Source organism: Mesorhizobium sp. SP-1A (genome assembly GCF_032460275.1).
Classification (GTDB): domain Bacteria; phylum Pseudomonadota; class Alphaproteobacteria; order Rhizobiales; family Rhizobiaceae; genus Mesorhizobium.
In genome coordinates, this window is the sequence record NZ_JAVXZD010000009.1 from 86,798 (window position 1) to 112,293 (window position 25,496).

At 65.5% G+C, this 25,496-nt stretch carries 22 protein-coding genes; 20 read left to right on the forward strand and 2 right to left on the reverse strand.

What is annotated here, in order from left to right:
- Nucleotides 1-4 precede the first annotated feature (4 nt).
- Together QU595_RS26940 and QU595_RS26945 are read left to right on the forward strand one after the other, a co-directional pair.
- A complete protein-coding gene (locus tag QU595_RS26940) occupies nucleotides 5-1,195 on the forward strand; it encodes a serine hydrolase (RefSeq protein ID WP_315927803.1) in 1,191 nt (396 codons plus the stop codon).
- A gap of 201 nt (nucleotides 1,196-1,396) precedes the next feature.
- Complete coding sequence (locus QU595_RS26945; protein WP_315927805.1) at nucleotides 1,397-1,894, forward strand: DUF1772 domain-containing protein; 498 nt, start codon at nucleotides 1,397-1,399, stop codon at nucleotides 1,892-1,894.
- A 131-nt stretch (nucleotides 1,895-2,025) separates the two neighbouring features.
- Here QU595_RS26945 and QU595_RS26950 read toward each other — a convergent pair whose 3' ends face one another.
- Complete coding sequence (locus QU595_RS26950) at nucleotides 2,026-2,520, reverse strand: ureidoglycolate lyase (RefSeq protein ID WP_315927807.1); 495 nt, start codon at nucleotides 2,518-2,520, stop codon at nucleotides 2,026-2,028.
- A gap of 76 nt (nucleotides 2,521-2,596) precedes the next feature.
- Between QU595_RS26950 and QU595_RS26955 the strand changes: the two genes are divergently transcribed.
- The 11 genes from QU595_RS26955 to QU595_RS27005 are packed head-to-tail and all read left to right on the forward strand — an operon-like array spanning nucleotide 2,597 to nucleotide 13,699.
- The gene (locus QU595_RS26955; protein ID WP_315927809.1) at nucleotides 2,597-3,250 is read left to right on the forward strand and encodes a GntR family transcriptional regulator; all 654 of its coding nucleotides are present in this window, start codon (nucleotides 2,597-2,599) and stop codon (nucleotides 3,248-3,250) included.
- Nucleotides 3,247-4,410, forward strand: a complete 1,164-nt coding sequence (locus tag QU595_RS26960; RefSeq protein ID WP_315927811.1) for an enolase C-terminal domain-like protein — start codon at nucleotides 3,247-3,249, stop codon at nucleotides 4,408-4,410. The genes QU595_RS26955 and QU595_RS26960 overlap by 4 nt, the downstream gene beginning before the upstream one ends.
- The gene (locus QU595_RS26965; RefSeq protein WP_315927813.1) at nucleotides 4,391-5,908 is read left to right on the forward strand and encodes an ABC transporter substrate-binding protein; all 1,518 of its coding nucleotides are present in this window, start codon (nucleotides 4,391-4,393) and stop codon (nucleotides 5,906-5,908) included. The genes QU595_RS26960 and QU595_RS26965 overlap by 20 nt, the downstream gene beginning before the upstream one ends.
- A 37-nt stretch (nucleotides 5,909-5,945) precedes the next feature.
- A complete protein-coding gene (locus QU595_RS26970; RefSeq protein ID WP_315927815.1) occupies nucleotides 5,946-6,905 on the forward strand; it encodes an ABC transporter permease in 960 nt (319 codons plus the stop codon).
- The gene (locus QU595_RS26975) at nucleotides 6,902-7,780 is read left to right on the forward strand and encodes an ABC transporter permease (RefSeq protein WP_315927817.1); all 879 of its coding nucleotides are present in this window, start codon (nucleotides 6,902-6,904) and stop codon (nucleotides 7,778-7,780) included. The genes QU595_RS26970 and QU595_RS26975 overlap by 4 nt, the downstream gene beginning before the upstream one ends.
- Complete coding sequence (locus tag QU595_RS26980) at nucleotides 7,777-8,829, forward strand: ABC transporter ATP-binding protein (protein WP_315927819.1); 1,053 nt, start codon at nucleotides 7,777-7,779, stop codon at nucleotides 8,827-8,829. Before QU595_RS26975 ends, QU595_RS26980 begins: the two co-directional genes overlap by 4 nt.
- Nucleotides 8,826-9,878, forward strand: a complete 1,053-nt coding sequence (locus tag QU595_RS26985; RefSeq protein WP_315927821.1) for an oligopeptide/dipeptide ABC transporter ATP-binding protein — start codon at nucleotides 8,826-8,828, stop codon at nucleotides 9,876-9,878. The genes QU595_RS26980 and QU595_RS26985 overlap by 4 nt, the downstream gene beginning before the upstream one ends.
- A 6-nt stretch (nucleotides 9,879-9,884) precedes the next feature.
- Nucleotides 9,885-10,889, forward strand: coding sequence for a 2-hydroxyacid dehydrogenase (locus tag QU595_RS26990; RefSeq protein ID WP_315927823.1), 1,005 nt, complete (start codon nucleotides 9,885-9,887; stop codon nucleotides 10,887-10,889).
- Nucleotides 10,886-12,070: a mandelate racemase/muconate lactonizing enzyme family protein gene (locus QU595_RS26995; RefSeq protein ID WP_315927825.1), complete on the forward strand. Its 1,185-nt coding sequence runs from the start codon at nucleotides 10,886-10,888 to the stop codon at nucleotides 12,068-12,070. The genes QU595_RS26990 and QU595_RS26995 overlap by 4 nt, the downstream gene beginning before the upstream one ends.
- Nucleotides 12,071-12,095: 25 nt before the next feature.
- The gene (locus QU595_RS27000) at nucleotides 12,096-12,818 is read left to right on the forward strand and encodes an SDR family oxidoreductase (RefSeq protein ID WP_315927827.1); all 723 of its coding nucleotides are present in this window, start codon (nucleotides 12,096-12,098) and stop codon (nucleotides 12,816-12,818) included.
- A gap of 23 nt (nucleotides 12,819-12,841) precedes the next feature.
- Nucleotides 12,842-13,699, forward strand: a complete 858-nt coding sequence (locus QU595_RS27005; RefSeq protein WP_315927829.1) for a fumarylacetoacetate hydrolase family protein — start codon at nucleotides 12,842-12,844, stop codon at nucleotides 13,697-13,699.
- A gap of 192 nt (nucleotides 13,700-13,891) precedes the next feature.
- On the opposite strand, the gene QU595_RS27010 is transcribed toward QU595_RS27005, so the two are convergent.
- On the reverse strand, nucleotides 13,892-16,228 hold the full coding sequence (locus tag QU595_RS27010) for a membrane-bound PQQ-dependent dehydrogenase, glucose/quinate/shikimate family (RefSeq protein WP_315927831.1): 2,337 nt from the start codon (nucleotides 16,226-16,228) through the stop codon (nucleotides 13,892-13,894).
- 197 nt (nucleotides 16,229-16,425) lie between these two features.
- On the opposite strand from QU595_RS27010, the gene QU595_RS27015 reads away from it, so the two are divergent.
- From QU595_RS27015 to QU595_RS27045, 7 genes are read left to right on the forward strand one after another with little or no spacing between them, the layout of a single operon-like run.
- On the forward strand, nucleotides 16,426-18,852 hold the full coding sequence (locus QU595_RS27015) for an ATP-binding protein (protein WP_315927832.1): 2,427 nt from the start codon (nucleotides 16,426-16,428) through the stop codon (nucleotides 18,850-18,852).
- Between the two features lie 20 nt (nucleotides 18,853-18,872).
- Nucleotides 18,873-19,247, forward strand: coding sequence for a response regulator (locus QU595_RS27020; RefSeq protein ID WP_315927834.1), 375 nt, complete (start codon nucleotides 18,873-18,875; stop codon nucleotides 19,245-19,247).
- Between the two features lie 31 nt (nucleotides 19,248-19,278).
- Nucleotides 19,279-20,856: a hypothetical protein gene (locus QU595_RS27025; RefSeq protein WP_315927836.1), complete on the forward strand. Its 1,578-nt coding sequence runs from the start codon at nucleotides 19,279-19,281 to the stop codon at nucleotides 20,854-20,856.
- Nucleotides 20,857-20,888: 32 nt separating this feature from the next.
- Nucleotides 20,889-21,281 (forward strand): response regulator, encoded by a 393-nt coding sequence (locus QU595_RS27030; RefSeq protein WP_315927839.1) that lies wholly within the window; start codon nucleotides 20,889-20,891, stop codon nucleotides 21,279-21,281.
- The gene (locus tag QU595_RS27035) at nucleotides 21,281-23,029 is read left to right on the forward strand and encodes a YaiO family outer membrane beta-barrel protein (protein WP_315927841.1); all 1,749 of its coding nucleotides are present in this window, start codon (nucleotides 21,281-21,283) and stop codon (nucleotides 23,027-23,029) included. Before QU595_RS27030 ends, QU595_RS27035 begins: the two co-directional genes overlap by 1 nt.
- Nucleotides 23,030-23,032: 3 nt before the next feature.
- The gene (locus QU595_RS27040) at nucleotides 23,033-24,073 is read left to right on the forward strand and encodes a HEAT repeat domain-containing protein (RefSeq protein ID WP_315927843.1); all 1,041 of its coding nucleotides are present in this window, start codon (nucleotides 23,033-23,035) and stop codon (nucleotides 24,071-24,073) included.
- Nucleotides 24,070-25,494, forward strand: a complete 1,425-nt coding sequence (locus QU595_RS27045) for a glycosyltransferase (RefSeq protein WP_315927845.1) — start codon at nucleotides 24,070-24,072, stop codon at nucleotides 25,492-25,494. The genes QU595_RS27040 and QU595_RS27045 overlap by 4 nt, the downstream gene beginning before the upstream one ends.
- Nucleotides 25,495-25,496 lie beyond the last annotated feature (2 nt).

Genomic DNA, 25,496 nt, shown 5'->3' on the forward strand with positions numbered 1-25,496 from the left:
AGCAATGACCAGCACTCCCACGTTCCGCGACCCGACCATGCCGGGCAAGCCGATCATCCCCCGGATGGACTGGGACCGCGCGCCCTGGAACCGCTGGACGTTCCAGCATGTGCGCGACATGGTGCCGACCGCGCAGGTGTGGCGCGGACAGGGGCCCGTGAGCCCGCTGCCTGAAAACCCGCAGGACATCGACGCGGTCGGTTTCGACGCGGACGGCCGCCGCGACACGATCGGCGGCTTCCTGCAATCGAGCTATGCCGACGGCATGCTGGTGCTGCATCGCGGCAAGGTCGTCGCCGAGCGCTACCTGAACGGCATGACGCCGCACACGCCGCACCTGTCGCAATCGGTGGCCAAGTCCGTGGTCGGAACCGTGGCCGGCATCCTGATCGGGCGCGGCATCGTCGATCCGGCCGCGCCCGTCACGCAATATCTGCCGGAGCTGGAGGCGACGGCCTATCGCGGCGCGACCGTTCAGCAGGTGCTAGACATGACCAGCGGCGTGGTCTTCGACGAGACCTACACCGCGCTCGATTCCCACATGGCGCAAATGGACGTCGCCTGCGGCTGGAAGGAGCGCAGGGACCCGAGCTGGCCGGGCAATGTGTGGGAGCTGATCCTGTCGCTGAAAGAGTCCGAATGTGCGCACGGCGCCTCCTTCCGCTACCGCTCGATCGAAACGGACGTGCTGTCCTTCGTGCTGCAACGGGCCGCCGCGGCGCCGCTGGCCGAGCTGGTCAGCCGCGAATTGTGGGCGCCGATGGGGGCCGAAGAGGATGCCTATTTCACCGTCGATCCGGCCGGCTATGCCCTTGGCGACGGCGGCTTCAACGCGACCCTGCGCGACTATGCCCGGTTCGCGCTGCTGCATCTCGGCGGCGGCGAGATCAATGGCCGGCGCGTCGTTCCGGCCGCCTGGATCGAGGAGACGCGTTCGGGCGCCCGGCCGGACCTGTTCGGCGGCGTCTATCACGAGGTGCTGCCGGAAGGCGCCTATCACAACCAGTTCTGGGTCGAGGACGGCACGCGCCGCGCCTACATGGCGCGCGGCGTGTTCGGCCAGCTTGTCTATATCGACCCGGAGGCGGAGTTCGCCGCGGTGATCCTGTCGAGCTGGCCGGAATTCGTCAACGCCGGCCGCACCCGCACGGCGCTGGCGGCCGTTAGGGCCATCCGCCAGGCGCTGTCGTCATAAGAGCGGGATGCCGCAAGCTACGCATTTCGGTTTCACGAGCGCAGGAACCGAAGCGCAAGAACCGGACCAGCATGGGGGATGGCCGTTCGGCGCGAATGCCGGGTCGCCGCCGGAAAGCTCACAGGCAGGCAGGAACTTCAGGCGAGCATGGTGCGTTTCACTCCATTGCACTGATTTCAGCGACGGGGTGAGGAACGCCGGATGTTTGGCCTGCTCCAGGTCGTGGCTGTCATGATCGTCGCGCTGCCGACAGCGCTGTCGGTGGCGCACGCCTTGGAGCTTCCGGGCAAGATGCGGCTGGATGAGCGCACGTATCGGGTGGTACAGCGCATCTATTATCCTGGCTTCACAATCGGAGGCGCGTCCGAACCCCTCAGCATACTGGTGACCGGACTTCTGCTGTTCCGGACCCCGACCGGAACGGCCGCGTTCTGGCTGACCGGGGTCGTCCTGATCGCAATGCTGGCGATGGTTGCAATCTATTGGACCGTGGTTCACCCGGTGAACAAATACTGGATGGAGGGCGCGGCGGTGGGTCCGTCCGGTTCGACCTTCTTCGGAGCCGGGCGAAAAGATCGAGGCCAAGAGCCAGGCTGGACGGAACTTCGCGATCGGTGGGAATACGGCCATCTCGCGCGGGCCGTTATCACAAGCATGGGCTTTCTGGCGCTGGTGATCTCCCTTGTCGTCCGCTCATAGCGTGCCTTCGCCGAGGATCGACCGGCCTGATCGGGACGTCGACACAACCCGGTAAGTTTGATCAGATTCCTGAGGATATGGTCTGGCCGCCCGTGGAGTCCGGAGCTTGCGGCGGCCGGGGCGCCGATTGGCTATCCGTTGACGAAGGCGGGGCGTGCAAGAGGGTGGACGATCGTTTCATCGGGCTGCCCGGTCTCGAGCATCGTCACGACGAATTCGCATGGCGCCGCCAGCGGCGTGAATCCGAGGTGCCAGCAGTTCCGGGCATAGACCACGCCTTGATGGCCCTGCGCCAGGAAGGCGCGGATGCTGGCGGGGTCCGGCGCTCCCGACGCATCGGATTTCGCGACCACGACGATGTGGGGATGATCGCCGCGCGGGATGAATGTCTGTGGCGAATGCGGGTGCCGCTCCAAAGCCCTGATTTCCAGCGGAAGCGTAGAAGCGTCTTCGACCCTTGCGATCCAGATGACGGGCCGGCCCTCGTCCGCCGGAGAATATGCCGAAGGGATATGAAAGCGGCGGCCGGCGCCATCGTGGGCCACCACCCGGCCGAAGGGTTCGAACGCGCTCGCGGTAAGCGGTTCCAGCTCGATTGCATGGGTGACGGTCACGGGATTCCTCATGGCTTCCTATTTTTGATCATAAATTGAGATTAATACGGTTGACAACGGCAGATATCGCAAGTTTATGATCATATCCATGGGAGCAGATACAAGCACGATCATCGACCAGATCCGCAGCGACATCGTCGACGGAGCGTTCGGGCAGGGCGCCCGGCTGCGCATAGACGATCTCGCAGGGCGCTATGGAGTGAGCCCGATGCCGGTGCGTGAAGCGCTGAACAGGCTTCACGGCGAGGGCCTGGTCGTGATCGCCCAGAACCGTGGCGCTCGCGTGCGGCAGATCGATGCGCGTTTCGTGGAGAACCTGTTCGATATCCGCGCGGCCCTGGAAGCCATGCTGGCGCTGCGCAGCGCCGAACGCCGCACGGACGCCGATATCGAGGCGCTGAAAGCGGAGCAGGAGAGGTTCGAGGACTTCGTCTCCTGCCGCGACTATCCGGCAGTGCTGCAGTCGAACAAGCTCTTCCATCAGATCGTCAACGAGGCCGGCGCGAACGAGGAAGCCTACGCCCTGTCCAACAAGCATTGGGTGCTGATCGCGACCCTGTGGAAGCGTTTCGGCTACCAGGAGGAGCGTTTCGCCGGGGTCATCAGCGACCATCGCGAACTGATCGCAGCGCTGGAGGCGAGGGATGGTTCCGCAGCCTCGGCGATCATGCAGGCGCATGTGATCAAATCCAAGCTGAAGATGCTTCAGGTGCTGAAGCGCCACGAGGACGCGCAGTCGTGACCGTGGCCAGAATGACGGGCCTCCGCATCGCGCGGGTTGCGGTCTCGGAGCGCACGACGTGGCTGCTCGTCGCGCTGGAGCTGGACAACGGCGTCAGCGGTCTGGGCGAAGCGACGCTGGACGGAAGCATCGACACCGTGGCGCAGCATCTCGCGCGGCTCGGGCGGCAGGGGCTCGAGGCATCGGCGACCGCGGCCGACATGTTCGCCTGTCTTCCCGATCCCCAGGGCGATCTCGCCCTGGCGGCTGCCGTTTCGGCGCTCGACCATGCGCTGAACGACTGTCTTGCGCGTGAACGCCGGATGTCGGTGGCGAACCATCTCGGCGGGCAGCGGCGTTCGAAGATCGGTCTTTACGCCAACCTCAACCGCCGCACCGTCGACCGCAGCCCGGCCGGCTTCGCCGCCAGTGCGCGCGATGCGCTTTCGGCAGGCTTCGCGCACCTCAAGATCGCACCTTTCGATGAGGTCTTCCACGATCCGCGCGCCGAAGCGCCGGCCCGGGCGCTGGACAAGGGGCTGGAGCGCGTCGCTGCGGTGCGCAGCGCCATGGGGCGCGACGGGCGGCTGATGGTGGATTGCCATTGGCGCTTCACGCCATCGGGCGCGGGCGACCTGATCGATGCCTGTGCCGGGCTCGACCTGCATTGGATCGAATGTCCGCTGCCGGAGAGCGCGGAATTTATCCCCGACATCGCCAGGCTTCGCGGCAGGGCCAATCGCAAGGGCATGTTGCTTGCGGGGGCCGAGAACGTCGTGGGGCTCGCCGGCCTGGAGCCGTTCCTCGAGGCGTCGGCCTACGACGTGCTGATGCCCGACGTCAAATATGCCGGGGGGCTCGCCACGATGCTGCGCATGGCCGAGCGCCTGGAATCGGCGAAGGTCCGGTTTTCTCCGCACAATCCGAGCGGTCCCGTGGCGCATGCCGCGAGCGTGGAAGTCTGTTCGGCGGCCGGGACGGTCGATCTCCTGGAATACCAGTTCGAGGAATCGCTCCTGTTCGACGACCTTGTCGTGGCGCCGCTGGCGCGTGCGGGTGGAGAGATAGAACTGGGGCGCCGGCTCGGGCTAGGCGTCGATCTGAAGGACGAAATCCTGAAAGGAGCAGGTTTCGTTCAGGAGCTTACGGTGGAGGAATCGAATGTATCCGGTGTCGTTTAGGAATTTTCTGAGGGGTAGCGCCCTGGCGCTCCCCGTCGCGCTGGCAACCGCGCTGGGGGCGACGGCGCTCGCCCATGCCAAGGACAATCTCGTGGTGGGGCAGAATGCCGATCTGGCGTCGCTCGATCCGACCGAACTGCGCATGGGCACCTATGTCTCGACCCATCTGCTCTACAATTCCCTGATCCGCCTCGACCAGGACGGCAAACCGCAACCCGAACTGGCGAAGTCCTGGACGAAGAGCGACGACGGCAAGACGCTGACGCTCGACCTCGAGCAGAACGTCAAGTTCCACGACGGGCGCAAGATGACCTCGAAGGATGTCGCCTTCAGCCTGGATTACGCGAAAAACCCGTCCGTGGGCGCCAACATCCTGCCGCTGGCGCAGATGATCGAAGCGATCGACACGCCCGACGACAACACGGTCGTGCTGCATCTCAACGGCGATTCCGATGCCGTTTTCGATCTGCTCGATCTCGCTTTCGTGGTCGACTCCCAGAACCCGGACAAGATCAAGACCGGCGGCAACGGCACGGGACCGTTCAAGCTGGAAAGCTACGAGCCGGGGCAGGGCGCCACGTTCGCGCGCAACGAGGACTATTGGCGCAAGGCACCCGAACTGAAACAGGTCGAGCTGAAGATTATCCCCGATCCGCAGTCGGCGGTGGCGGAATTGCAGTCGGGCACGGTGGACTTTCTGCCCATCCTGAGCCGGGAATCGATCGAATACCTGGCCAATTCCGGCATCAAGACGGGCGTCGCGTCGGCCGAAGGGCGCGTGCTCGACGTCGGCATCAACGTCAAGTCCGCGGTCTTCCAGAAGCCCGAGGTCCGCAAGGCCATCAGCCTGGCGATCGACCGCGAGCGCATCGCCAAGGACATCGTCGGGCCGGGAGCCATCCCGAAATGCCTGCCCTGGGCGGAGCGTAGCAAGAAGGAGACGGCCGGCCTGGAAGGCTCGTGCAAATACGATCTGGCCGAAGCAAAGGCGCTGATCGAGAAGGCGGGAGCGAAAGGGGCTTCGGTGGAACTGCTCGCTTACAGCCAGGCCGAGCCGGCGCTCGGCGGCATGGCGCAGATCCTGCAAAGCTCCTTCCAGGAGATCGGCATCAACGCCAACATCTCCGAAATGTCGGAAGCCGCCTTCGTCGCCCGCTTCCGCAAGAGCAATTTCGAGATCACCACGCACGTCTATGTCCGCGCGGGGCGCAGCCCGTCCGCCATCCTGCTTTCGGCGGTGCCGTTCCGCTCCAGGAAGAATGTCGCCGGCGTGGAGTCCAAGGCCTACCAGGACGACGTGGGCTATGTGACGACGCACAGCGACAGCCCGGAGACCGAGGCCGCCTGGAAACGCATCGACGAGTTCCTGCTCAACGAGAACTGGGTCCTGCCGGTCTCCACGCTGCCGGTGCAGTGGGCGTCTTCGCCGCAGTTGAAGGACGTCCACTTCAATCTCGACGGCATGCCGATCTTCGAGGCGGCGAGCTTCGACCAGTAGCCGGAACGGAACCTGCTTCCGGGAGGGGAGCTGAACAATGGCGACTTACCTGACCCGCCAGATCCTTCAATGGATACCGGTACTGTTCATCTCGAGCGTGCTGATATTCGCTGTCGTGCGCGCCCTTCCCGGAGATCCCGCCGATGTGATCGCCGGGCCGGACGCGACGCCCGAGGTGGTGGAGCAGATCAGGTCGGACTACGGGCTCGACCGGCCCTTGCCCGAACAGTATTTCTCCTGGCTGAAACATGTCGCGCAGGGCGATTTCGGCCAGTCCTACATCTACCACCGTCCGAACGGCGAGCTGATCTTCAGCCGGCTGCCCTTCTCGCTGCTGATCGCCGTGACGGCGCTTCTGGTGGCCGTGGCCGTCGGCATTCCCGCGGGCCTGGCTGCCGGGATGAACGAGGGCCGGCTGCCGGACTGGCTTATGTCCATGGGTTCGGCGCTGTCGATCGCCACGCCCGACTTCTGGTTCGGCATCGTCATGGTCATCATCTTCTCCGTGTCGCTGGGCTGGCTGCCGCCGGGCGGTTTCGTCAGCGCCTTCGATTCTCCGTGGAGGTTCTTCCTGTCGCTGGTGCTGCCCAGCCTGACGCTGGCCCTGCATGGCTCGGCGGTGCTGGCCCGCTTTACCCGCAATGCGGTGATCGAGACGCTGGGCGAGGACTACATCCGCACCGCGCGCGCCAAGGGCCTGCGTCGCGGCCGCATCGTTCGCTGGCATGTCCTGCGCAATTCCCTGATACCGATCGTGACCATGATGGGCATTCTGCTCGGCCGCATGCTTGGCGGCGCGGTCGTCATCGAAACGGTGTTCGCTTGGCCGGGCGTGGGCAGGCTGCTGGTGCAGTCGATCATCAACCGCGACTATGGGGTGGTTCAGGGCATCCTCGTCATACTGGTGCTGTTCTTCCTCCTGCTCAATCTCGTGGTCGATATCCTCTACGGCTTCGTCGACCCCCGTATCCGCGTGGCGCAGGAGAAGGCGAAATGACGGACCTGTCCATCCGCCCGCCGAAACCTTCCCTGCTGGGCAGGCTGGGCAGAGGCCGGCCGCTCGGCAATTTTGCCGGTCCGATCGGCGTGGGGCTGGTCGGCATCGCGGTCCTGGTCGCGATTTTCGCACCGCTTCTGGCTCCCTTCGACCCGAACCAGCAATTCGCCGGCCTGCGCCTGGCGGCGCCGGGCACGGCGGGTCATCTGCTGGGAACGGACGAGCTTTCGCGCGACATATTGAGCCGGGCGATCTACGGCACCCGCATATCGCTGCTGGTCGGTTTCGCCAGCGTCGCGATGGGCGCCAGCATCGGCATCGTGCTCGGCATTCTTGCCGGTATGACGAAGGGTGTCACGGACACGCTGATCATGCGCGCCTGCGACATATTGCTGGCCTATCCCGGCATCCTGCTCGGCATCATCGCGGTGGCCGTGCTGGGCGCCGGGCTGACTTCGGTCTGCATCGCCGTGGCCTTCGTGAACATTCCCGTATTCGCACGGCTGACCCGCGCCTCCGTGTTGCGCGAGCGTGAACTGGACTATGTGAAGGCCGCCATCGTGCAGGGAGCCGGCAGATGGCGCATCATGACCCGGCATCTCCTGCCCAACAGCATCGGCAGCGTGGTCACCCAGCTTTCGGCCGCGGCCGGCCATGCCATCCTGCTGGAAGCGTCGCTGTCCTTCGTCGGCCTGGGCGTGCAGCCGCCGACCGCTTCATGGGGCTCGATGCTGAGCAAGAGTCGTGAATATCTCGGCATCGCTCCGCTCTACGCGATCGTTCCCGGCCTGCTGCTGCTTATTCTCGTGCTGGGGCTGAATTTTCTCAGCGACGCCATGCAGAAGGCGCTGAACCCGGCGAGCAAGAAACGATGACCATGCATGAAGCGAAGCGGCATGTGCGATCGGCCGGCCCGGTCCTGTCGGTGCAGGGCCTGACGATCGAACTCGGCCTGGCCCGCACCGGCTATCCGCTGGTTTCCGACGTCAGCTTCGACGTGATGCCGGGCGAGGTTCTGTGCATCGTGGGCGAATCCGGTTCCGGCAAGACGCTCACCGCGCTCTCCCTGATGTCGCTGCTGGCGCCCCCCGTGCGCCTCGCCGGAGGCAGGATCGAACTGGACGGCGAGGACATGCTGGCCATGCCCGAGGCACGGCGCGAGGAGATCAGGGGCGGTCGCATCGCCATGGTTTTCCAGGACCCGATGAGTTCGCTCAATCCCGTGCTGAAGATAGGCGCCCAGATTGCGGAAACCATCGCCCGCCACCAGCCCTCGCTCTCCAGGGAGCAGCGCATGGATCGGGCCGAACGGCTTCTGTCCATGGTCGGCGTGCCGGGTCCGCGAGAACGGCTGGACGTCTATCCGCACGAAATGTCGGGCGGCATGCGCCAGCGCGTGCTGATCGCCATGGCGCTCGCCAACAACCCGCAGGTGATCGTGGCCGACGAACCCACCACCGCGCTGGACGTGACCGTGCAGGCGCAGGTCATGGACGTCATGCGCTCGGCCTGCGAACAGGCCGGCGCCGCCCTCGTGCTGATCACGCACGACATGGGCCTGGTCGCCGAAAGCGCGGACCGCGTCATCGTCATGTATGCCGGCCGCATCGTCGAGGAAGGGCCGGTCGACGCGTTGTTCCGGCAACCGCGCCATCCATATACGAGCGCGCTCCTGTCGAGCATCCCCAATCCGCGCATGCCATCCGGCCAGGAGCTTCAGTCGATCGAGGGCGAACCGCCGAATCTTGCGAAGGAGATCAACGGCTGCGCCTTCCATCCCCGCTGCTGGCTGGCGCGCGGGCGCAGGCCATGCGCGACCGTCCGGCCCGAAATTCGCGATCTCGGGGAGGGACAGTACAGCGCATGCCACTTTGCCGAGGAGGTGGCGGAAGCGTGGCGGCTCTCGAATGGAGGCGTGCGATGAACGCGATCGTTGCCGGGCCTAAAGCCATGTCCGCCGCCGACGGCGCCGCGCCGTTGCTGCGCGTCAGCGGATTGAAGAAGCATTTCCCCATCCGCACCGGCGTGCTCCAGCGCGCGACGAGCTTCGTCAAGGCGGTGGATGGCGTCGATTTCCAGATCGCGCAGGGCGAGACCCTCGGGCTGGTGGGAGAGTCCGGATGCGGCAAATCCACCGTCAGTTCGATGCTGGTGGGACTGACGCCGCCGACCGAAGGCAGGATCGAGTTCGGCGGCCGCGACATCACCGATGTCGACAGGCGGAGCGACGCCCAGCTGTGCCGTGACCTGCAGATCGTCTTCCAGGACCCCTATGGCTCGCTCAACCGGCGCATGCGGGTGTTCGACATCGTCGCCGAGCCGCTCCTGATCCACAGGATCGCTTCCGGGGCGAAACTGAGAACCATGGTGCTGGACGTGTTGTCTACGGTGGGGCTGAACGCAGACCAGGCGCAGCGTTACCCCTCGCAGTTTTCGGGCGGCCAGCGCCAGCGCATCGGCATCGCCAGGGCGCTGGTGCTCAATCCGAAGCTGATCGTGCTGGACGAACCGGTCTCGGCGCTGGACGTGTCGGTCCAGGCACAGATCCTCAATCTCCTGAAGCGGCTCCAGCGTCAGCTCGGCCTGTCCTATCTGTTCATCTCCCACGATCTTTCGGTGGTGCGCTACATGGCCGAACGCATCGCCGTCATGTATCTCGGCAAGATCGTGGAGACGGCCGATCGCGATCCGCTGTTCGAGCGTCCGGCCCATCCCTATACGGAAGCGCTCCTGTCCTCGATCCCTTCGGACGATCCGGGCCGCAGGTCGCTCTCGGGCCGCATCATCCTGAACGGCGACCCGCCCAGCCCGGCAAACCCGCCGTCCGGCTGCGCCTTCCACAAGCGCTGCTTCCAGGCGCGCGACAAATGCCCGGCCGAGACGCCCCCGCTGTCTCCCGTCGCCGGCGGCAACCGCAAGGCTGCATGTTTCTTTCCACGAAACCTGCCGGCCGAACTCAACCAACCGGACTGAGCAGAAATGTACGAGATCGGAATCAGCCGCGACTTCCTCAACGGTCGCGGGGAAATCGCATGGGGCGATATCGGGCTGTCGCGCATCGAGGCCGATCCCCGGTTGCGCCATCGCATGATCGGCGATGGCGACGTGGCCGAGAACTTCGCCGGCTTCGACGCCGTTCTCGTGCTGCGCCAGCGGATCGACCAGAAGCTGCTCGACGCCGCTCCGCGCCTGCGGCACGTCAGCCGCTGGGGCGCGGGGCTGGACAGGATCGATCTCGACGCCTGCACCCGCGCGGGCGTCATGGTCACCAGCACGCCGCTGGGCGGCAAGGTGCCGGTCGCCGTGGCCGCGCTCACCTTCGTGCTGACACTTACCCATCGCGTGCTCGAAAAGGACCGCCTTGTGCGGGAAGGGCGCTGGGCCGAGCGGGCGGACTATATGGGCATGGGCCTCGCGGGGCGCACCATAGGCATCGTCGGCCTCGGCAATATCGGGCGGGAGTTCGCGCGCCTGGCCGCACCGTTCCAGGCGCGGCTGGCCGCCTACAGCCCGCGCGCGGAAAAGGCGCAGGCCGATGCCCTCGGCGTCGAGCTCGTCGGTCTGGATCAGTTGATGGAACGCTCGGATATCGTCGTGGTGACGGCGGCGCTCACCCCGGCGACGCAGGGCATGATCTCGGCGGAGCGCATCGCGCGCATGAAGCCCGGCTGCATATTCGTCAACGTGGCGCGCGGCGAGATCGTTGATGAGGACGCACTGATCGCCGCCCTGAAATCGGGCCGGATCGCCCGGGCCGGCCTGGACGTCTTCCGCGAGGAACCGCTGGCGCCGTCCAGTCCGCTCATGCGCATGGACAATGTGTTGCTTGCGCCGCACGCGCTCGCCTGGACCGACCAGATCATATCCGGAAACGCCGTGGACGCCATCGGCTCCCTGCTGTCGGTGGCCGCCAACAAGCGCCCGGGCTTCATCGCCAATCCACAGGTGCTCGACCACCCGCGCTTTGCGGACATGTCGTCGTGATCCGTCAAGACACGGGCCTGGGGCCGTTCGAAACCGAACTTCAGGGCTTCCTCGCCGGGCTCGATTGCAACCTGATGCTCAAGCCGGCGCATGTGTTGCTGCGCCTGCACCGCGCGCCGCTGGCCACGCCGATGAACACCGTCTTCGGGCCGCTGCACAGTCGGCCGTCGTTGGTCGTGACGGTGGAGGACGCGGACGGCACGCGCGGACTGGGCGAGATCTGGTGCAACTTCCCGCCGGCCGGCGTGGATTACCGCCATGCGCTCGCGCGCGACATATTGCCGGCCGTGGCGGTCGGCGCGAGCTTTCGCAACCCCGCCCACGCCACGGACGAGTTGCAGCGCCGGCTGCACACGCTGGGCCTGCAGGCGGGGGAGGCGGGTCCGGTCGCGCAGATCGTGGCCGGCCTCGATACCGCGCTGTGGGACCTAGTGGCGCGAAGGGCGGGAAAACCGCTTTTCGCCGTTCTCGGCGGCCGCGCGGACGTGCCCGTCTACGCAAGCTCCATCCCGCCGGACGAGCCGCTTCGCCTCGCGACGGCGGCGGCGGAGCGCGGACATACGGCCTTGAAGCTGCGCGTCGGCTTCGGCCGGGACAAGGATCTCGACAACCTGGCCGCGCTGCGCGGCGAATTCGGCGACGCCGCCCTGATGGTGGATGCCAACCAGTCATGGACGGCCCCGCAAGCGGTGGAGATGGCCGGCCTCATGCGCGAACACCGGATCGACTGGCTGGAGGAGCCGCTTCCCGCCGACCGGCCCTTCCATGAATGGCGCCGCGTGGCGCAGGAAGGCGAGGTGCCGCTTGCAGGTGGCGAGAACCTGCGCCGGCTCGGCGATTTCGCGGTGTCGATCGCGCGGCGCGCCGTGACGGTCGTCCAGCCGGACGTCGGAAAATGGGGCGGCGTCTCCGGCGCCCTGATCGTAGGCCGCGTCGCGAGGTCGGCCGGGCTGCGCTATTGCCCGCACTGGCTTTCAGGCGGCGTGGGGCTTGCCGCCAGCCTGCATGTCCAGGCCGGGCTGGGCGGTGCGGACTTCGTCGAATTCGACGCCAATCCCAACCCGCTGCGTGAACTCCTCTGCGATCCGCAGGTGAAATCCGGCCGCGTGACCCTGCCGGACCTGCCGGGTCTGGGCATCGATCCCGGGTTGAAAGCGATCGAGAAATTTCTCAGCAACTGAAACGACCGGCCGGAAGGACGCAAAAGTGAACGATCTCGACAACAAAACCACGCTCGTGACGGGTGCCGGGCAGGGCATCGGGCGCGCCATCGCGGCCGCTTTCGCCGCGCGCGGCGCAAAGGTCTGGGCGACCGACCTCAACGAAACGGCGCTTCACGGCCTCGATTGCGCCGAGCGCCGCAGGCTGGACGTGCGCGACGGCGCCGCCATCAAGGCCCTCATCGGCGAGATGGGAGCGGTCGATATCCTCGTCAACGCCGTCGGCTTCGTTCACAACGGCACCGTGCTCGAATGCGGCGAGCAGGATCTGGACTTCGCCTTCGACGTCAACGTGAAGTCGATGTGGCGCACCATCTCGGCAGCCCTGCCGTCCATGCTGGAGCGCGGTGATGGATGCATCGTCAACGTCGCGTCGGTGGCGGGCAGCATCAAGGGCGTGCCGAACCGCTTCGCCTACGGCACCACCAAGGCCGCCGTCGTCGGCCTGACGAAGTCGGTGGCCGCCGATTATGTGGCGCGGGGCATCCGCTGCAACGCCATCTGCCCCGGAACGGTCGAGAGCCCTTCGCTCGAACAGCGTCTGCGCGCGCAGGGCGATTACGAGAAGGCGCGCGCCGCCTTCGTGGCGCGCCAGCCGATCGGCCGTATCGGCACGCCCGAGGAAATCGCCGACCTGGCGCTCTATCTCGCCACAGCCACTTACACGACCGGCCAGACGCACATCATCGACGGCGGCTGGGCCAACTGACGCGCTACGGAAAGGAAACTGCCTTGAAACTGCTTCGCTACGGACCCGCCGGCCGGGAAAAGCCCGGACTGCTCGACAAGGACGGCAACATCCGCGACCTTTCCGGCCACGTCGCAGACATCGCCGGCGCGGCGATCCTGCCCGAGGGGCTGGACAGGCTGCGCGGCATCGATCCGGCCAGCCTGCCGCTTGTCGCAGGCTCGCCCCGTCTCGGCCCCTGCGTGGCGGGCACGGGCAAGTTCATCTGCATCGGCCTCAACTATTCCGACCATGCCGCCGAGACCGGAGCCACCGTGCCGCCGGAGCCGATCATCTTCATGAAGGCGACCTCGGCCATCGTCGGACCCAATGACGCCATCGAGATCCCGCGCAACTCGACCAAGACCGACTGGGAGGTCGAACTCGGCGTGGTGATCGGCAAGACGGCCAAATATGTCTCCGAGGCCGAGGCGATGGAGCATGTGGCCGGCTATTGCCTCATCAATGATGTGTCCGAGCGCGAATTCCAGGCCGAGCGCCAAGGCCAATGGACCAAGGGCAAGAGCTGCGACACTTTCGGCCCCATCGGCCCCTGGCTGGTGACGCGCGACGAGATCGCCGACCCGCAGAACCTGGCCATGCGTCTCGAGGTGAACGGTCGCCGCTACCAGGACGGCTCCAGCGCCACCATGGTCTATGGAGTGGCTTACCTCGTCTCCTATCTCAGCCAGTTCATGAGCCTCCAGCCCGGCGACGTCATCTCGACGGGAACGCCGCCCGGTGTCGGCCTTGGCCAGAAGCCGAATGTGTTCCTGAAGGCCGGGGACGTGGTCACGCTTTCCATCGAGGGCCTTGGCGAACAGCGGCAGGACGTCGTGGCCTATGGAGCGGACGGCAGGTAAAGCCGGAAGGGACCCTGCCGGAACAGGCGCAGATCGTATCGCAAGCCGCAGCCGAGGCGGGCATGAAATAGCGTGCCCGCCGCCGGGCCGATGCCGTCACCGGAACGCCGATCCGGCACCGTAGCCTCATGCGGCCAGGCGGTGCACCTGCGGCCGGCTCACGGCCCTCGCGTCCCGTTTCGATCTGAAGCCCTATGGCTTGCCGCCTTTCAAGGCGAACGCCATCACATAATCACCCTTGTCGGGCGAATAGGGAGCTCCGCCGATGGAAATCAAGACATATTGCTTCCCGCTCGCCGGCGAGACGTAGGTCATCGGCGTGGCGCTCGAACCGACCGGCAAAGGATATTTCCACAGCTCCGTGCCGTCCTCCGCATCGTAGGCGCGCAGATAGTAGTCCTGGAAGCCGGCAAAGAAAACCAGTCCGCCCGCGGTAGCGCTGGTCCCCGCATAGGTCGGCAGGCCCATTGGCATGGGCATGTGCGACTTGATCCCGAGCGGACCGAGCTGCTCGGCCGTACCCGCTGGCACCTGCCAGGCGATCTTGCGGGTGTTCATGTCGATGGCGGTAATGGTGCCGAAAGGCGGGTTGACGCAGGGAACCCCCAATGGCGAGGTCCACATCTCGGTCGCCATTCCATACGGGGTTCCTTGCTGCGGCGAAGGGCCGTGGCCTGTGCCGTCGGCATGGGCTTTCTTGGCAAATTCGGGATACGCCTCGCGCCGCACGAGCGAGAACAGGCTCGGCGCGCGCACGTCGTTCATGAAGACCCGGTTGTTGGGTATGTCGACGGAGACGCTGCCCCAGTTCAGCCCACCGATGTTTCCGGGCTGCTCGATCGCATAGCCGCCCAGGCCGATGGGGGTGAAGTCGCCCTCGTAGCGCAGTTTGCGGAATGCGATACGGCAGGCGAGCTGATCGAACATGGTCACCCCCCACATCGATCGCTCGGTCAGCCGCTCGGCGCCGATCGTGGGCATGCCGACCGAATAGGGCTGCGTGGGCGAAAGCCGTTCCTCGGGCGCGGCCCCGGTCTGCGGAACGGGCTTTTCCTGCACCTCGGCCAACGGCTTGCCGGTTTGGCGGTCGAGCAGGAAGAGTTGCCCGCGCTTGGTGGTTTGCAGCACCGCCGGAACCGTGCCGCCCTTGCCGTCGGGTACGTCCAGCAGAGCCGGTTGCGAGGGCAGGTCGTAGTCCCACAGATCGTGGTGGACGGTCTGGAACTTCCAGCGCTCGCGTCCGGTCGTCACGTCGAGGGCGACGAGGGTGGCGTTGTATTCATCCGAGAAGGCCGGACGGTCAGCGCCGAAATAGTCGGGCGTGGTGTTGCCGAGCGGCGCATAGATCAGGCCGAGCTTGTCGTCGAAGGCGGCCGTCGTCCACATGTTGGGCGTGCCGCGGGTATAGGTCTTTCCTTCGGGCGGCAGTTTCGTGATCGATGGGTCACCGAGGTCCCAGGCCCATTCGAGCGCGCCGGTGACCGCGTTGAACGCGCGGATGACGCCGGACGGCTCGCCCACCTCCTGATTGTCGACCACCCATCCGCCGACCACGATGAGATTGCGCGCGACCAGCGGGGCAGAGGTCTGGAAGTAGAAACCCGACTTCACTTCGCCCATGCCCTGGGAGAGGGCAACGGTGCCGCGGTCGCCGAATTCAGGGCACAACTCGCCCGTCTTGGCGTCGATGGCGAGAAGACGCGCGTCGATCGTCGTTTCGATGAGACGTTCGTTGCAGGGCTTGCCGGCGACCTGCTCGGCCTGGGGCATCTTGTAGTAGCCCAGCCCTCGGCACCGCTGCCAGAAGGGGGCCGACGCCTTGGGATCGAACTTCCAGACCGGTTTGCCCGTATCGCCGTCGAGAGCGGCGATGACGTTGCTGGTGTTGCAGGAGTAGACGAGGTTGTCGATCTGCAACGGGGTATTCTGGTCGAGCCCGATGCCGCCATTGTCCGTGCGGTAGGTCCAGGCCAGTTCGAGCTGGCCGACATTGTCGCGATTGATCTGGTCGAAAGGCGAATAACGCAGGCCTTCGGTCGTGCGCCCGTAGGAGTCCCAGTTCGCCGGCGAATTGTTTCCCTTGGCCGGCGCGTAGGCCGCGATCTCCTGCGAGGGCCTCACGATGCCATGGGGAACGAACGCCATGCCGAAGCCGACGACGAAGAGGGCGGCGGCAATTGCCGCGCCGCCAAAGGCCAGTGCGCGGCGAACCTTGCCGGCGAGCCAGGGCGCGAACAGCAACGCAAAGCCGGCTATGGCGATCGGCGACATCAGCCGGGCGAACAGTCCCCAGAAATCGCTGCCGGCCTCCAACCATGCCCAAGGCACCGACAGGACCGCGACGAGCACGGCGAGATAGGCACCCGAGGCCTTGCCCCGCAGCAGCAGGAAGGCCGACGCCAGATAGGCGATGCCGACGACGCAATAATAGAAGGAACCCCCAAGACCTATGAGCCAGGCTCCGGCGGCCGCCAGTCCGATCCCGATAAGTGCCAGGGCGATGAGGTACAATTTTGCGAGAATGTTCAACGCCCTGCTCCTATGCCTTGTGGTCGGCGACGGCACGGACCGTAATGCACGGATGAACAATTACAAGGGCTTGCGACAGGTTTGTTCCTTTCCGTGCCGGCAAAAAGCATTTGCGTCCTTTCCAGGACGGAGGTCGAGTTAAACGATCTGACAGACTTTGGCGCTATCGTGAACGGCGCTCCACCTGAGAGGATGGCATGTCACCGATCTGGCAATCACTGCTCGCGAATCTCGCGCTCGTTTCGAGCCTCCTGGTGGCCTGGGACCTGGCATCGGACTTGACCGACCGCCTTCCGCAACGAACGCAGTCGCTGCTCCTGGGTGTCATCCTGTGCTTTGGCACGCTGGTTTCGATGGCCAGCGCGCAGCAGTTCGTGACGGGCTTTTTCTTTGACCTGCGCTCGCCGCTCGTCGCCGCCGCAGCGTTCTTCGGCGGTTGGCCCGCCGCGCTCATCGCGGCCGCCGGAGCGATCGCCTACCGGCTGCATCTCGGCGGCCTGGGCACCGCTTCCGGAGTGATGGGCATCTTCCTTGCGGCGGCGCTCGGGCTGGCCTGGCACAACATCGCCGAGAACCGCGGCCGCACGCTTGCCACGATATTCGGCCTCGGCCTGTCGCTTGCCCTGGCAAGCCTCATCAATCTTTTCACCGTTACCGCCGAGATTCGTGCCAGCCTGATCGAGAAAAGTACGGTTCCTGTTTTCTTCCTCACCCTTTTGAGCACCGTCATCATCGGCGTTCTGCTCGACCGCCAGATCAGACGTCGCGAACTGTCGACGGCAAACATGATCTACAGCGCGATGGTTCGTGAGCTGCCCGATTGCCTCAACATGAAAGACCTGGACGGCCGCTTCCTCGCGGCAAATCCCGCTACGGCGAGCCTTATGCGGGCCGGATCGGTCGAAAACCTGATAGGCAAGACGGATTTCGACTTCTATCCGCGGGATCTCGCCGATCAGTTCCGCAAGGACGAGCTGGCGGCGCTGCAAAGCGGCTTCACCTTGAGGATCGACCAGCCGGCCACCTTTCCGGATGGCAGGGAAGGCTGGCTTTCCACTGCAAAAACGCCGTTCAGGGATCAGAGCGGGCGCGTCGCCGGGCTGATCACCTACAATCGCGACGTGACCGACCAGAAGCGCAGCGCCCAGCTGAAGGACGAATTCATCTCCACCGTGAGCCATGAGTTGCGGACACCGCTTACGTCGATCCGCGGCTCTCTGGGGCTCATTTCCGCAGGGGTGACCGGAGAGTTGCCGCCGAAGGCGGCCAATCTCATCAAGATCGCGCACGCGAACAGCGAAAGGCTGGTTCACCTCATCAACGACATTCTCGACATAGAAAAGATCGAGTCCGGCAAGATGAGCTTTCAGATCAGCCGGATGCCGGTGCGTCCGCTGGTGGAGCAGGCCATTGCCGCCAGCTCGAACTACATGTCCGACAAGAATGTCCGCATCGTCCTGGTCGACGATGCGCCCCGGGCGGAGGCGAACGTCGATCCCGACCGGCTCCACCAGGTGCTGGCCAACCTGCTGTCGAACGCCATCAAGTTTTCGCCCGCCGATGAAACGGTCGCCGTCAGGTTCGAACGTCGCCCGAAAGACATGCTTCGGATATCGGTCTCGGATCGGGGGGAAGGCATTCCGGAAGCGTTCCGCGATCGCATATTCGGCAAGTTCGAACAGGCCGACGCATCGAGCACCCGGGCCAAGGGCGGCACCGGCCTCGGCCTGAGCATCGTCAAGATGATCGCGGAAAAGTTCGGCGGCTCCGTTTCCTTCGATTCGGAAGAAGGCAAGGGCACGACTTTCCATGTCGACCTGCCTGAAGCGCGCGCCGAGAAGGCCCGCACGCACGAAGTGAACGGCGTCGCGGCACTCGACGACAGGATGCGCGTGCTGATCTGCGAGGACGAGGCCGACATTTCGGCGGTGATCGCGGCACTGCTGGACGCGGAGGGGTTTTCTTCCGACGTCGCGCCCGACATCGCGTCCGCCAAGGCGCTGCTCAAGGCTCGCAGCTATGCCGCCCTGACACTGGACATCAAGCTGGCAGGCGAATCGGGGATAACGCTTTTCCGCGATGTGCGCGCTTCGTCCCTGAATTCCGATGTCCCGGTCATCGTCATCTCGGCGGTCGCCGACGAGGCCAGAAGGTCATTGAACGGTTCCGCGGTCGGCATCATCGACTGGCTGGAAAAGCCGATCGAACCCGAGCGGCTGCATGCCGCCCTGGGCAAGATCGTGAACAGCAAGGTCGACCGCCGCCCAAAGATACTTCACGTCGAAGACGACGAGGGCGTGCTCGCGGTGATGTCGGAAGGTTTGGGATCGGACGCCTCCGTCACCTTCGCGCGGACGCTGCAGGAGGCGCGCAACGCGGTCACGCGCGATCGTTTCGATCTGGTGATCCTCGATATAGGGCTTCCGGACGGCTCCGGTCTGGATCTGCTGTCGGACTTGCCGCACGAAACGGCCGTGATGGTGTTTTCCGCGGCCGAGTTCGACGGACAGCTTGGCGACCAGGTCAAGATGGTGATGACGAAGACGAAAGCCTCGGAACTCGACGTGGCGCGGCTGGTCAGGGCTTTCCTGCCGGCGGCCCAGGGCGGTTCGGCAACAGCATGACACTGGCAGGGACGAAGCAGATGGCGGCACGAATCCTCTATGTCGATGACGACGACGACATCCGCGAGATCGCCCAGATGTCATTGGAACTGGAACCCGGATTCGAGGTGCGTGCCTGCGCTTCGGGACGCGAGGCGCTCGTGGAAGCCGCCGCCTGGCGACCCGATCTGATCCTGCTCGACGTGATGATGCCTGAAATGGACGGGCCCGAAACGTTGCGGCAACTTGCGGCCTCGACCGGCACCGCCGAAATTCCTGTTGTCTTCATCACGGCGCGGACGCAGACGCATGAAGTGCAGCGCTATCTGGAAATGGGCGCCGTAGGAACGATCGCGAAACCGTTCGATCCGATGTCGCTGGCCGGCGATGTCAGGAAGCTGCTCGCCGACCGATGACGGGGCAAACCGCCTGATGGGAAAAAGCGCGATGTCGCCGGCCGCCATTGTCGGCACGCGGGCCCGGGGCTTTGCGCGGATTGCGTTTTCGGCGCTTCTTCTACAGGGTGCCGGGATGATGTCTTCCGCGTCCGCCGGCCAGCCTGCCGAAGTCATCTGGTCCTATCAGGCTGACCGGCTCTCCGGCACGCCGGACCGTCTCGTCGTGACGGGAACCAAGACGGATGGCACGTTCAGGCCGACCGGCGTGGCGTTGCCCGAACCGCAAGAGGCCGAGCCGCCGGTCAAGCCGTTTCCGCTGAACGCCAATCTGCTGCCGCTGTTCGACATCCGGCCCTTCGGCGCTGAGGAGCGCGCCAGCGCCACTGCGCAGGACGACGGCATCGCGCTGTCATGCGCGGCCGGGCAGCGACCGGCCGGCCTGGTGTTCAAGGCGCAAGGCTATCGCTATCCCGGTGCGATGCGTGGCGTGCTGGCGGTCGAAGGCAGTAGTCAGGCCGGCCTGTCCTTTGCCGTCGTTCAGGAAGGGCAGGACGCTCCCCGGACATTGCCGGCCCGGCCTGACGGCGACACGCTGGCGTCCGTCCCCTCCACCGACTGGGCCCCTGCCGGCGGCGCCGCGCGGCAATTGGTGATGCTCTGCCCGAATTCGGCCTCCACTGCGACCATAACGGCGATACGGCTCGTTCCCGCCGGCCGCCCGCCTGCCGGAATCGGAACCTGGCTCTGGGATGCGCGTGCCTGGCTCGATCGGCCCGACCTGCTGGTTTCGGCGCTGCGGCGTGACGACGTCCGCGATCTCTTCCTGCAGATAAGGGTCGATGGCGAAGCGATCGCCGACCGGACCAAGCTCATCCACCTGATCACGGCGATGTCTAACGCCGGCATCGCCGTCCATTCGGTGGAAGGGGACCCCGATATGGCGAGCGCAGCGGGCCGAACGGAAGCGCTACGGCGCGCGCGCATCCTGCGCGGCTTGCGGGAAGCCGGCATGGTGCGGTCCTTCCAGTACGACATCGAGCCCTATCTGCGGCCGGGCTTCGCGTCCGATCCGGTCGCCGGCTGGCAGGAGTGGGCGACGACGATCAACGCCCTTTCCGACGCGCTCGGCGAGAAGGTCTCGGTCGTGGTGCCCTTCTGGATGCTGGGCAGGCCGGGCGGAGAGCGGGCGCTCGAAGCGGCCGCAGGCTCCATCGCCGGTATCACCGTGATGGCCTATCGAACCGACAGCGCGCAAGTCGAGCAAGCGGCCCAGGATTGGCTGGACTGGGGAGCATTTCACGATTTGCTGATAAGCATCGCGATCGAGAACGGGCCCCTGCCGGCAGAATACAACAGGATCTACCGGAGGGCCGAATACGGGGACCTCATCCTTGATCGGTCGGGTCAACAGCCGATGGTTAGAATGTTGGGCTCCGCTGTTTCCAACTCCTATACCAAACCGACTTATTCCTTTAGTCAGGAACTGGAGATCGACCCGGCGCGAATCAGTTTCTTGAACGATCGCGGTGCGTTGGCTCAAGCAAGGGAACGACTCGGGCGCGTTCTCTCGGGCTGGATGGCGTTCGAACGGTTGATGATCCATGGTTTGATTACTCCGGGGGGCTGATCGACACACTGGGTGTGACCGGAGCGAGGCTGGTGGAAGGCGGGAAGACAAAAGTTCTGATCTGCGACGACGATGCGCTGTTGCTGGAATTGATGGAATTCCGGCTGCAGGCCAAAGGCTATTGCGTGGTCAAGGCGGTAGACGGCGCGGAGGCCCTAGCCATGGCGGAGCAGGAGGACCCCCATATAATCGTGCTCGATGCCATGATGCCGAAATCGGACGGCTTCGAGGTGTTGACCCGGATCAAAAACGACCAGCGCCTGTCGGATATCCCGATCATCATGCTGACGGCCCGCAAGGGTGAGCGGGACATCGTTTCGGCACTGGAAAAGGGCGCGGACGACTATCTCGTCAAACCGTTTATCCCGGAGGAGCTGCTCGCCAGGCTGGCGCGCCTCGTTGCCCGGAAAGGCGGCAAGCGCTGATGCCCCGCAGACATGCGGCTGCGCTGGCTTCCATGCTCCTGGCCGTGACGCTGACGGCCGCGTCGGCCCAGACTGTCGACGAGCTCTATTCCTCGGGCGTGAAGGCGAGGCAGGCGCAAAAATTGGATGAGGCGGCGGACCTGCTCACGCGCGCGCTCGCGCTGAAGCCCGACAATGCGGACGCGCTCGTCCAGCTTGGTTTCGCGGAGCTTGGCCGCGGCAACCTCGCACCCGCGCGCGCGGCATTTTCGAAGGCACTGTCGCTGGCTCCCGATTACTGGGACGCCAGGTTCGGTCTGGCCGAGATCGAGTTCCGGTCCGGCAATCCGGACAAAGCCCTGGCGCTGGCCGAGCCCGTGGTGCGCGCACAGCCCGGCAACAAGGACGCCGCCGCGCTGCTTGCCAATATCCGCAAGGCGCAGCAGGCACAGAGCGACAAGAGACCGGACAGGGTTGCGACGGCGGCAGCGGCACGCAACAAGCCTTCGGCAAAGCGCCCGGACCCGGTGACCGCGCTGATGGACCAAGGCCGAAAGCTTCGCGCCTCCGGACGGCTTGCCGAGGCCGAAGCCGTGTACCGGAAGGCATTGCGGCTGGCGCCCCGCGACACGGATGCGCTGGTGGCCCTGGGGCTAACGGAAGGCTCGCAGCAGAAATTCGAAGAGGCAGGCCGGTCGTTCGATGCAGTCCTGGCGATCCATCCGGGCCTGATGGATGCGAGGCTGGGCAAGGTGCGTCTCGCAGTCTGGCAGGGAGATGTGGCTCGCGCGCGCAAACTGATCGACGAAATCCTGCCTTCGGCGCCGCGCAACGCCGAAGCGATGGCCCTGGACGGCCGGATAGCGCTTCTCGAAGGCGATCATGATCGCGCTCAGGGGGCCTTCCAGGCAGCTCTCGCCGCCAATCCCGAAGACGCGGAGGCGCTGGCGGGCATCGGCGATGTCCGGCGGGCGCGCGGCGATGACGAGGGCGCGCGGCAAGCCTATCGGCAGGCGCTGTCGCTGGAGCCCGGCTCGAAGGACATCGAGGACCGGCTGGCGCAGCCTCCCCCCCGAAAATGGCGGCTCGATATCGGCAGTGAAGTCAGCGACCTCACCGGAGGACGCGGCACATGGACCGACAGTTCGGTGGGAATCGCCTACAAGGCAACGTCCCGAACCACGGTCTCGGCGCGCTCTCGCCTGGCCACCCGCTACGGACGAACCGACGTCCAGATCGAGGGCCGGATCGACCAGGCATTCTCGCAATCCTTCTCCGCCTACGCGCTGGCGGCGGCCTCGCCGCACAGCGATTTCCTGGCCCGCTACTCGGTCGGCGCAGGAGCGTCATGGCAGGCGCTTGCGCCTCTGAACGGCTTCGGTCCGCTGCTTCTCAACGTCGATACCCGCTACGACCGGTTCACGGATACCGGCATCACGACGGTGTCGCCATGGATGCAGGGCTACCTGTTCGACGGCCGGCTGGGCCTTTCCGCGCGGTGGGTCCATGCCTTCGACGACGGTGACGCGCGTGCGGACGGATATGTATTGAGGGCCGACTTCGCGGCCACGCCCAAAGTGAACCTGTTTGTCGGATATGGCGATGCGCCGGAGATCGACGACGGCTCGCTGGTGCCGACACGCACGGTCTTCGGCGGCGCGTCCTGGGACGTGCTGGACGACCTGACGGTGCGCGCGAGCCTGGCCCGCGAGCAGCGTCCGGCCTTCGACCGCAACATATTCGGCTTCGGGATCACCAAGCGGTTCTGACCCATGCTGCGGTTCATCTGGTCCCTTTCGATCTTCCTCAGTCTGGTTTCGCTTGCGGTGATGGCGCTTTTGATCCTGCGCCGCACCTACATCCAGCGCCGTAGCTCGGCCGATGCGCAGATGCGCCAGCACCTGCTGAAATCCTTGATCGCGTTTTCGCATCACCGGGATCGGGAAACGCTTAAGCGCGCCGTGCTCGAGGTGCCCGCGCGCGTCGCACTCGAAGCCGGCTTCGAGTTCCTGGCGCTGCTGCGCGGGGAAGAACACGCGGACGTCATCGCGACCCTTATCGAATGCGGCCTGCCTGCCGAGGCCGAGCGCCAGCTTGCCGGCGGCAACGGGGCCGAGCGCATCCAGGCGACGGAAATGCTCGGGACCATGCGTTCCGAAAACGCCGTGCCCCTGCTGCTTGCCACGCTGGACAATGATCGGTCGCGGGAAGTGCGCATCGCCGCCGCCATCGCGCTCTGCGACCTCGACGCCTTGCCGCCTCTGGACGTCGCGCTCGGCAAGATCGGCATAGCCGGCCAGCGCTCGAGGCGTCTCATCGAGCTCTTCCGCCGTCTTCCGGCCGAGCGCATGCCGGAACTGAAGGACTGCGCCGCCAGGACGGATGCCGCTCCTTTCGTTCGGGTCGCCGTCATCGATGCGCTGGCCCGTTCCGGCGACTTCCGGCTTGCCGGCTTCTACGGGAACATCGCGCAAAGCGGTCCCGCGGAGGTCACGGCGGCAGCCATCCGCGCCATCGGGCGGACAGGCCATCCGTCGGCCGTCGCCATTCTCTTTCATGGGCTCGAACACGAGGATTGGGGCGTGCGCTGTGCGGCGGCGGAGGCAGCCGGCCAACTCGGCCTGCCGGATCTGGCCGCTCCGCTCGCAAGGCTGTTGGACGACGAGACATGGACCGTCCGCTATGCGGCGGCCAAGGCGATGAGCGCGATCGTTCCGGAAGGAGAGCGTATCTTGAGGGAAATCGCGGCGAACCAGAGTTCGCGCAGCCAGCGCACCGCATCGCTCATCCTGGCGGAAGGGCCGATCCCGTGACGGCCGGCTGGAGCCATGAAGTCGTCCTGGCGGCGACCGTCGTGTCCTGGCTGATCATCGGGCTGGGGCTGGCGCAGACGGTCGTCTACCTGCTTCAGCTCGTCATAGCCGCCTATGCGCTTTCCCAACGCCCGCCGGTAGCTCGCTCGGCACTGCTGTGGGACCGCTACGGCGATGTCGCCCCTCCCATCGCGCTCATCGTGCCCGCGTACAATGAGGAGGTGAACATCGTTGAATCGGTGCATTCCATGCTCGCGCTCGAATATCCCAACTACGAGGTGGTCGTGGTCAACGACGGTTCGAAGGACCGGACGCTCGAACGCCTCATCGAAGCATTCCAGATGGTGAAATTCGAGCGCCCCTACGAGGAAGCGCTGGCGCACGCACCAATCCGCAGCCTCTATGCGTCGCCGAGAACGGAGCGCCTGTTTGTCGTCGACAAGTTCAACGGCGGCAAGGCCGACGCGCAGAACGCCGGCATCAATGTCTGCCGCGCCCCGATCTTCTGCGTCATCGACGGGGATTCGATCCTCGAAGCCGATGCCCTGATCCGCGCGGCCCAGCCCTTCATCGACGATCCCGAGCGAACGGTCGCCGTGGGCGGCACCATCCGCATCGCCAACGGCTCGCGCATCGAGAGCGGCAGGGTGACCGAGGTGCGCCTGCCGCGCAGGGTGCTCCCCCTTTTCCAGGTCGTGGAATATCTGCGCGCCTTTCTCATGGCGCGGCTGGCCTGGAGCCGCATCAATACCCTCATGCTGGTTTCGGGCGCGTTCGGGGTTTTCCGCCGAGCCGAAGTGGTCGCCGCGGGCGGTTTCACCAAGGGTTCCATGGGGGAAGACCTCGACCTGGTCATCAAGCTGCACCGCCACATGATCGACAGCGGGCGCAGATATCGCATCCAGTTTATCCCGGAGCCCGTGTGCTGGACGGAGGCGCCGGAGACGCTGAACGTCCTCGGGCGCCAGCGCTCGCGCTGGCAGCGCGGTGCGCTCGAATGCTTTTTCCGCTACCGCTCCATGCTGTTCAATCCCCGCTACGGCCGGGTTGGCTTCCTCGGCTTCGGCCATATCCTGATCGTCGACGTGCTCGGCCCGATCGCCGAAGTGCTGGGCTATATGCTGATGCCGGCTTTCTGGTTGCTGGGTATCCTTGCCGCCGACTACCTGCTGGCCTTCACCGCGCTCATCTTCGTCTACGGCGTTTGCGTCAGCGTCTGCTCGCTCATCCTCGAGGAAGCGGAACTGCAGCGGTTTCCGCGCGCCCGCGACCTTGCCGTACTGGCGATGGCAGCCGTACTGGAGAATTTCGGCTACAGGCAGATCAACAATCTGTGGCGGGTGAAGGGCTGGTGGCAGTATCTGCGCGCCGACCAGAGCTGGGGAGAGATGACGCGAACGGGCCTTGGTTCGGGCAAGTGAAT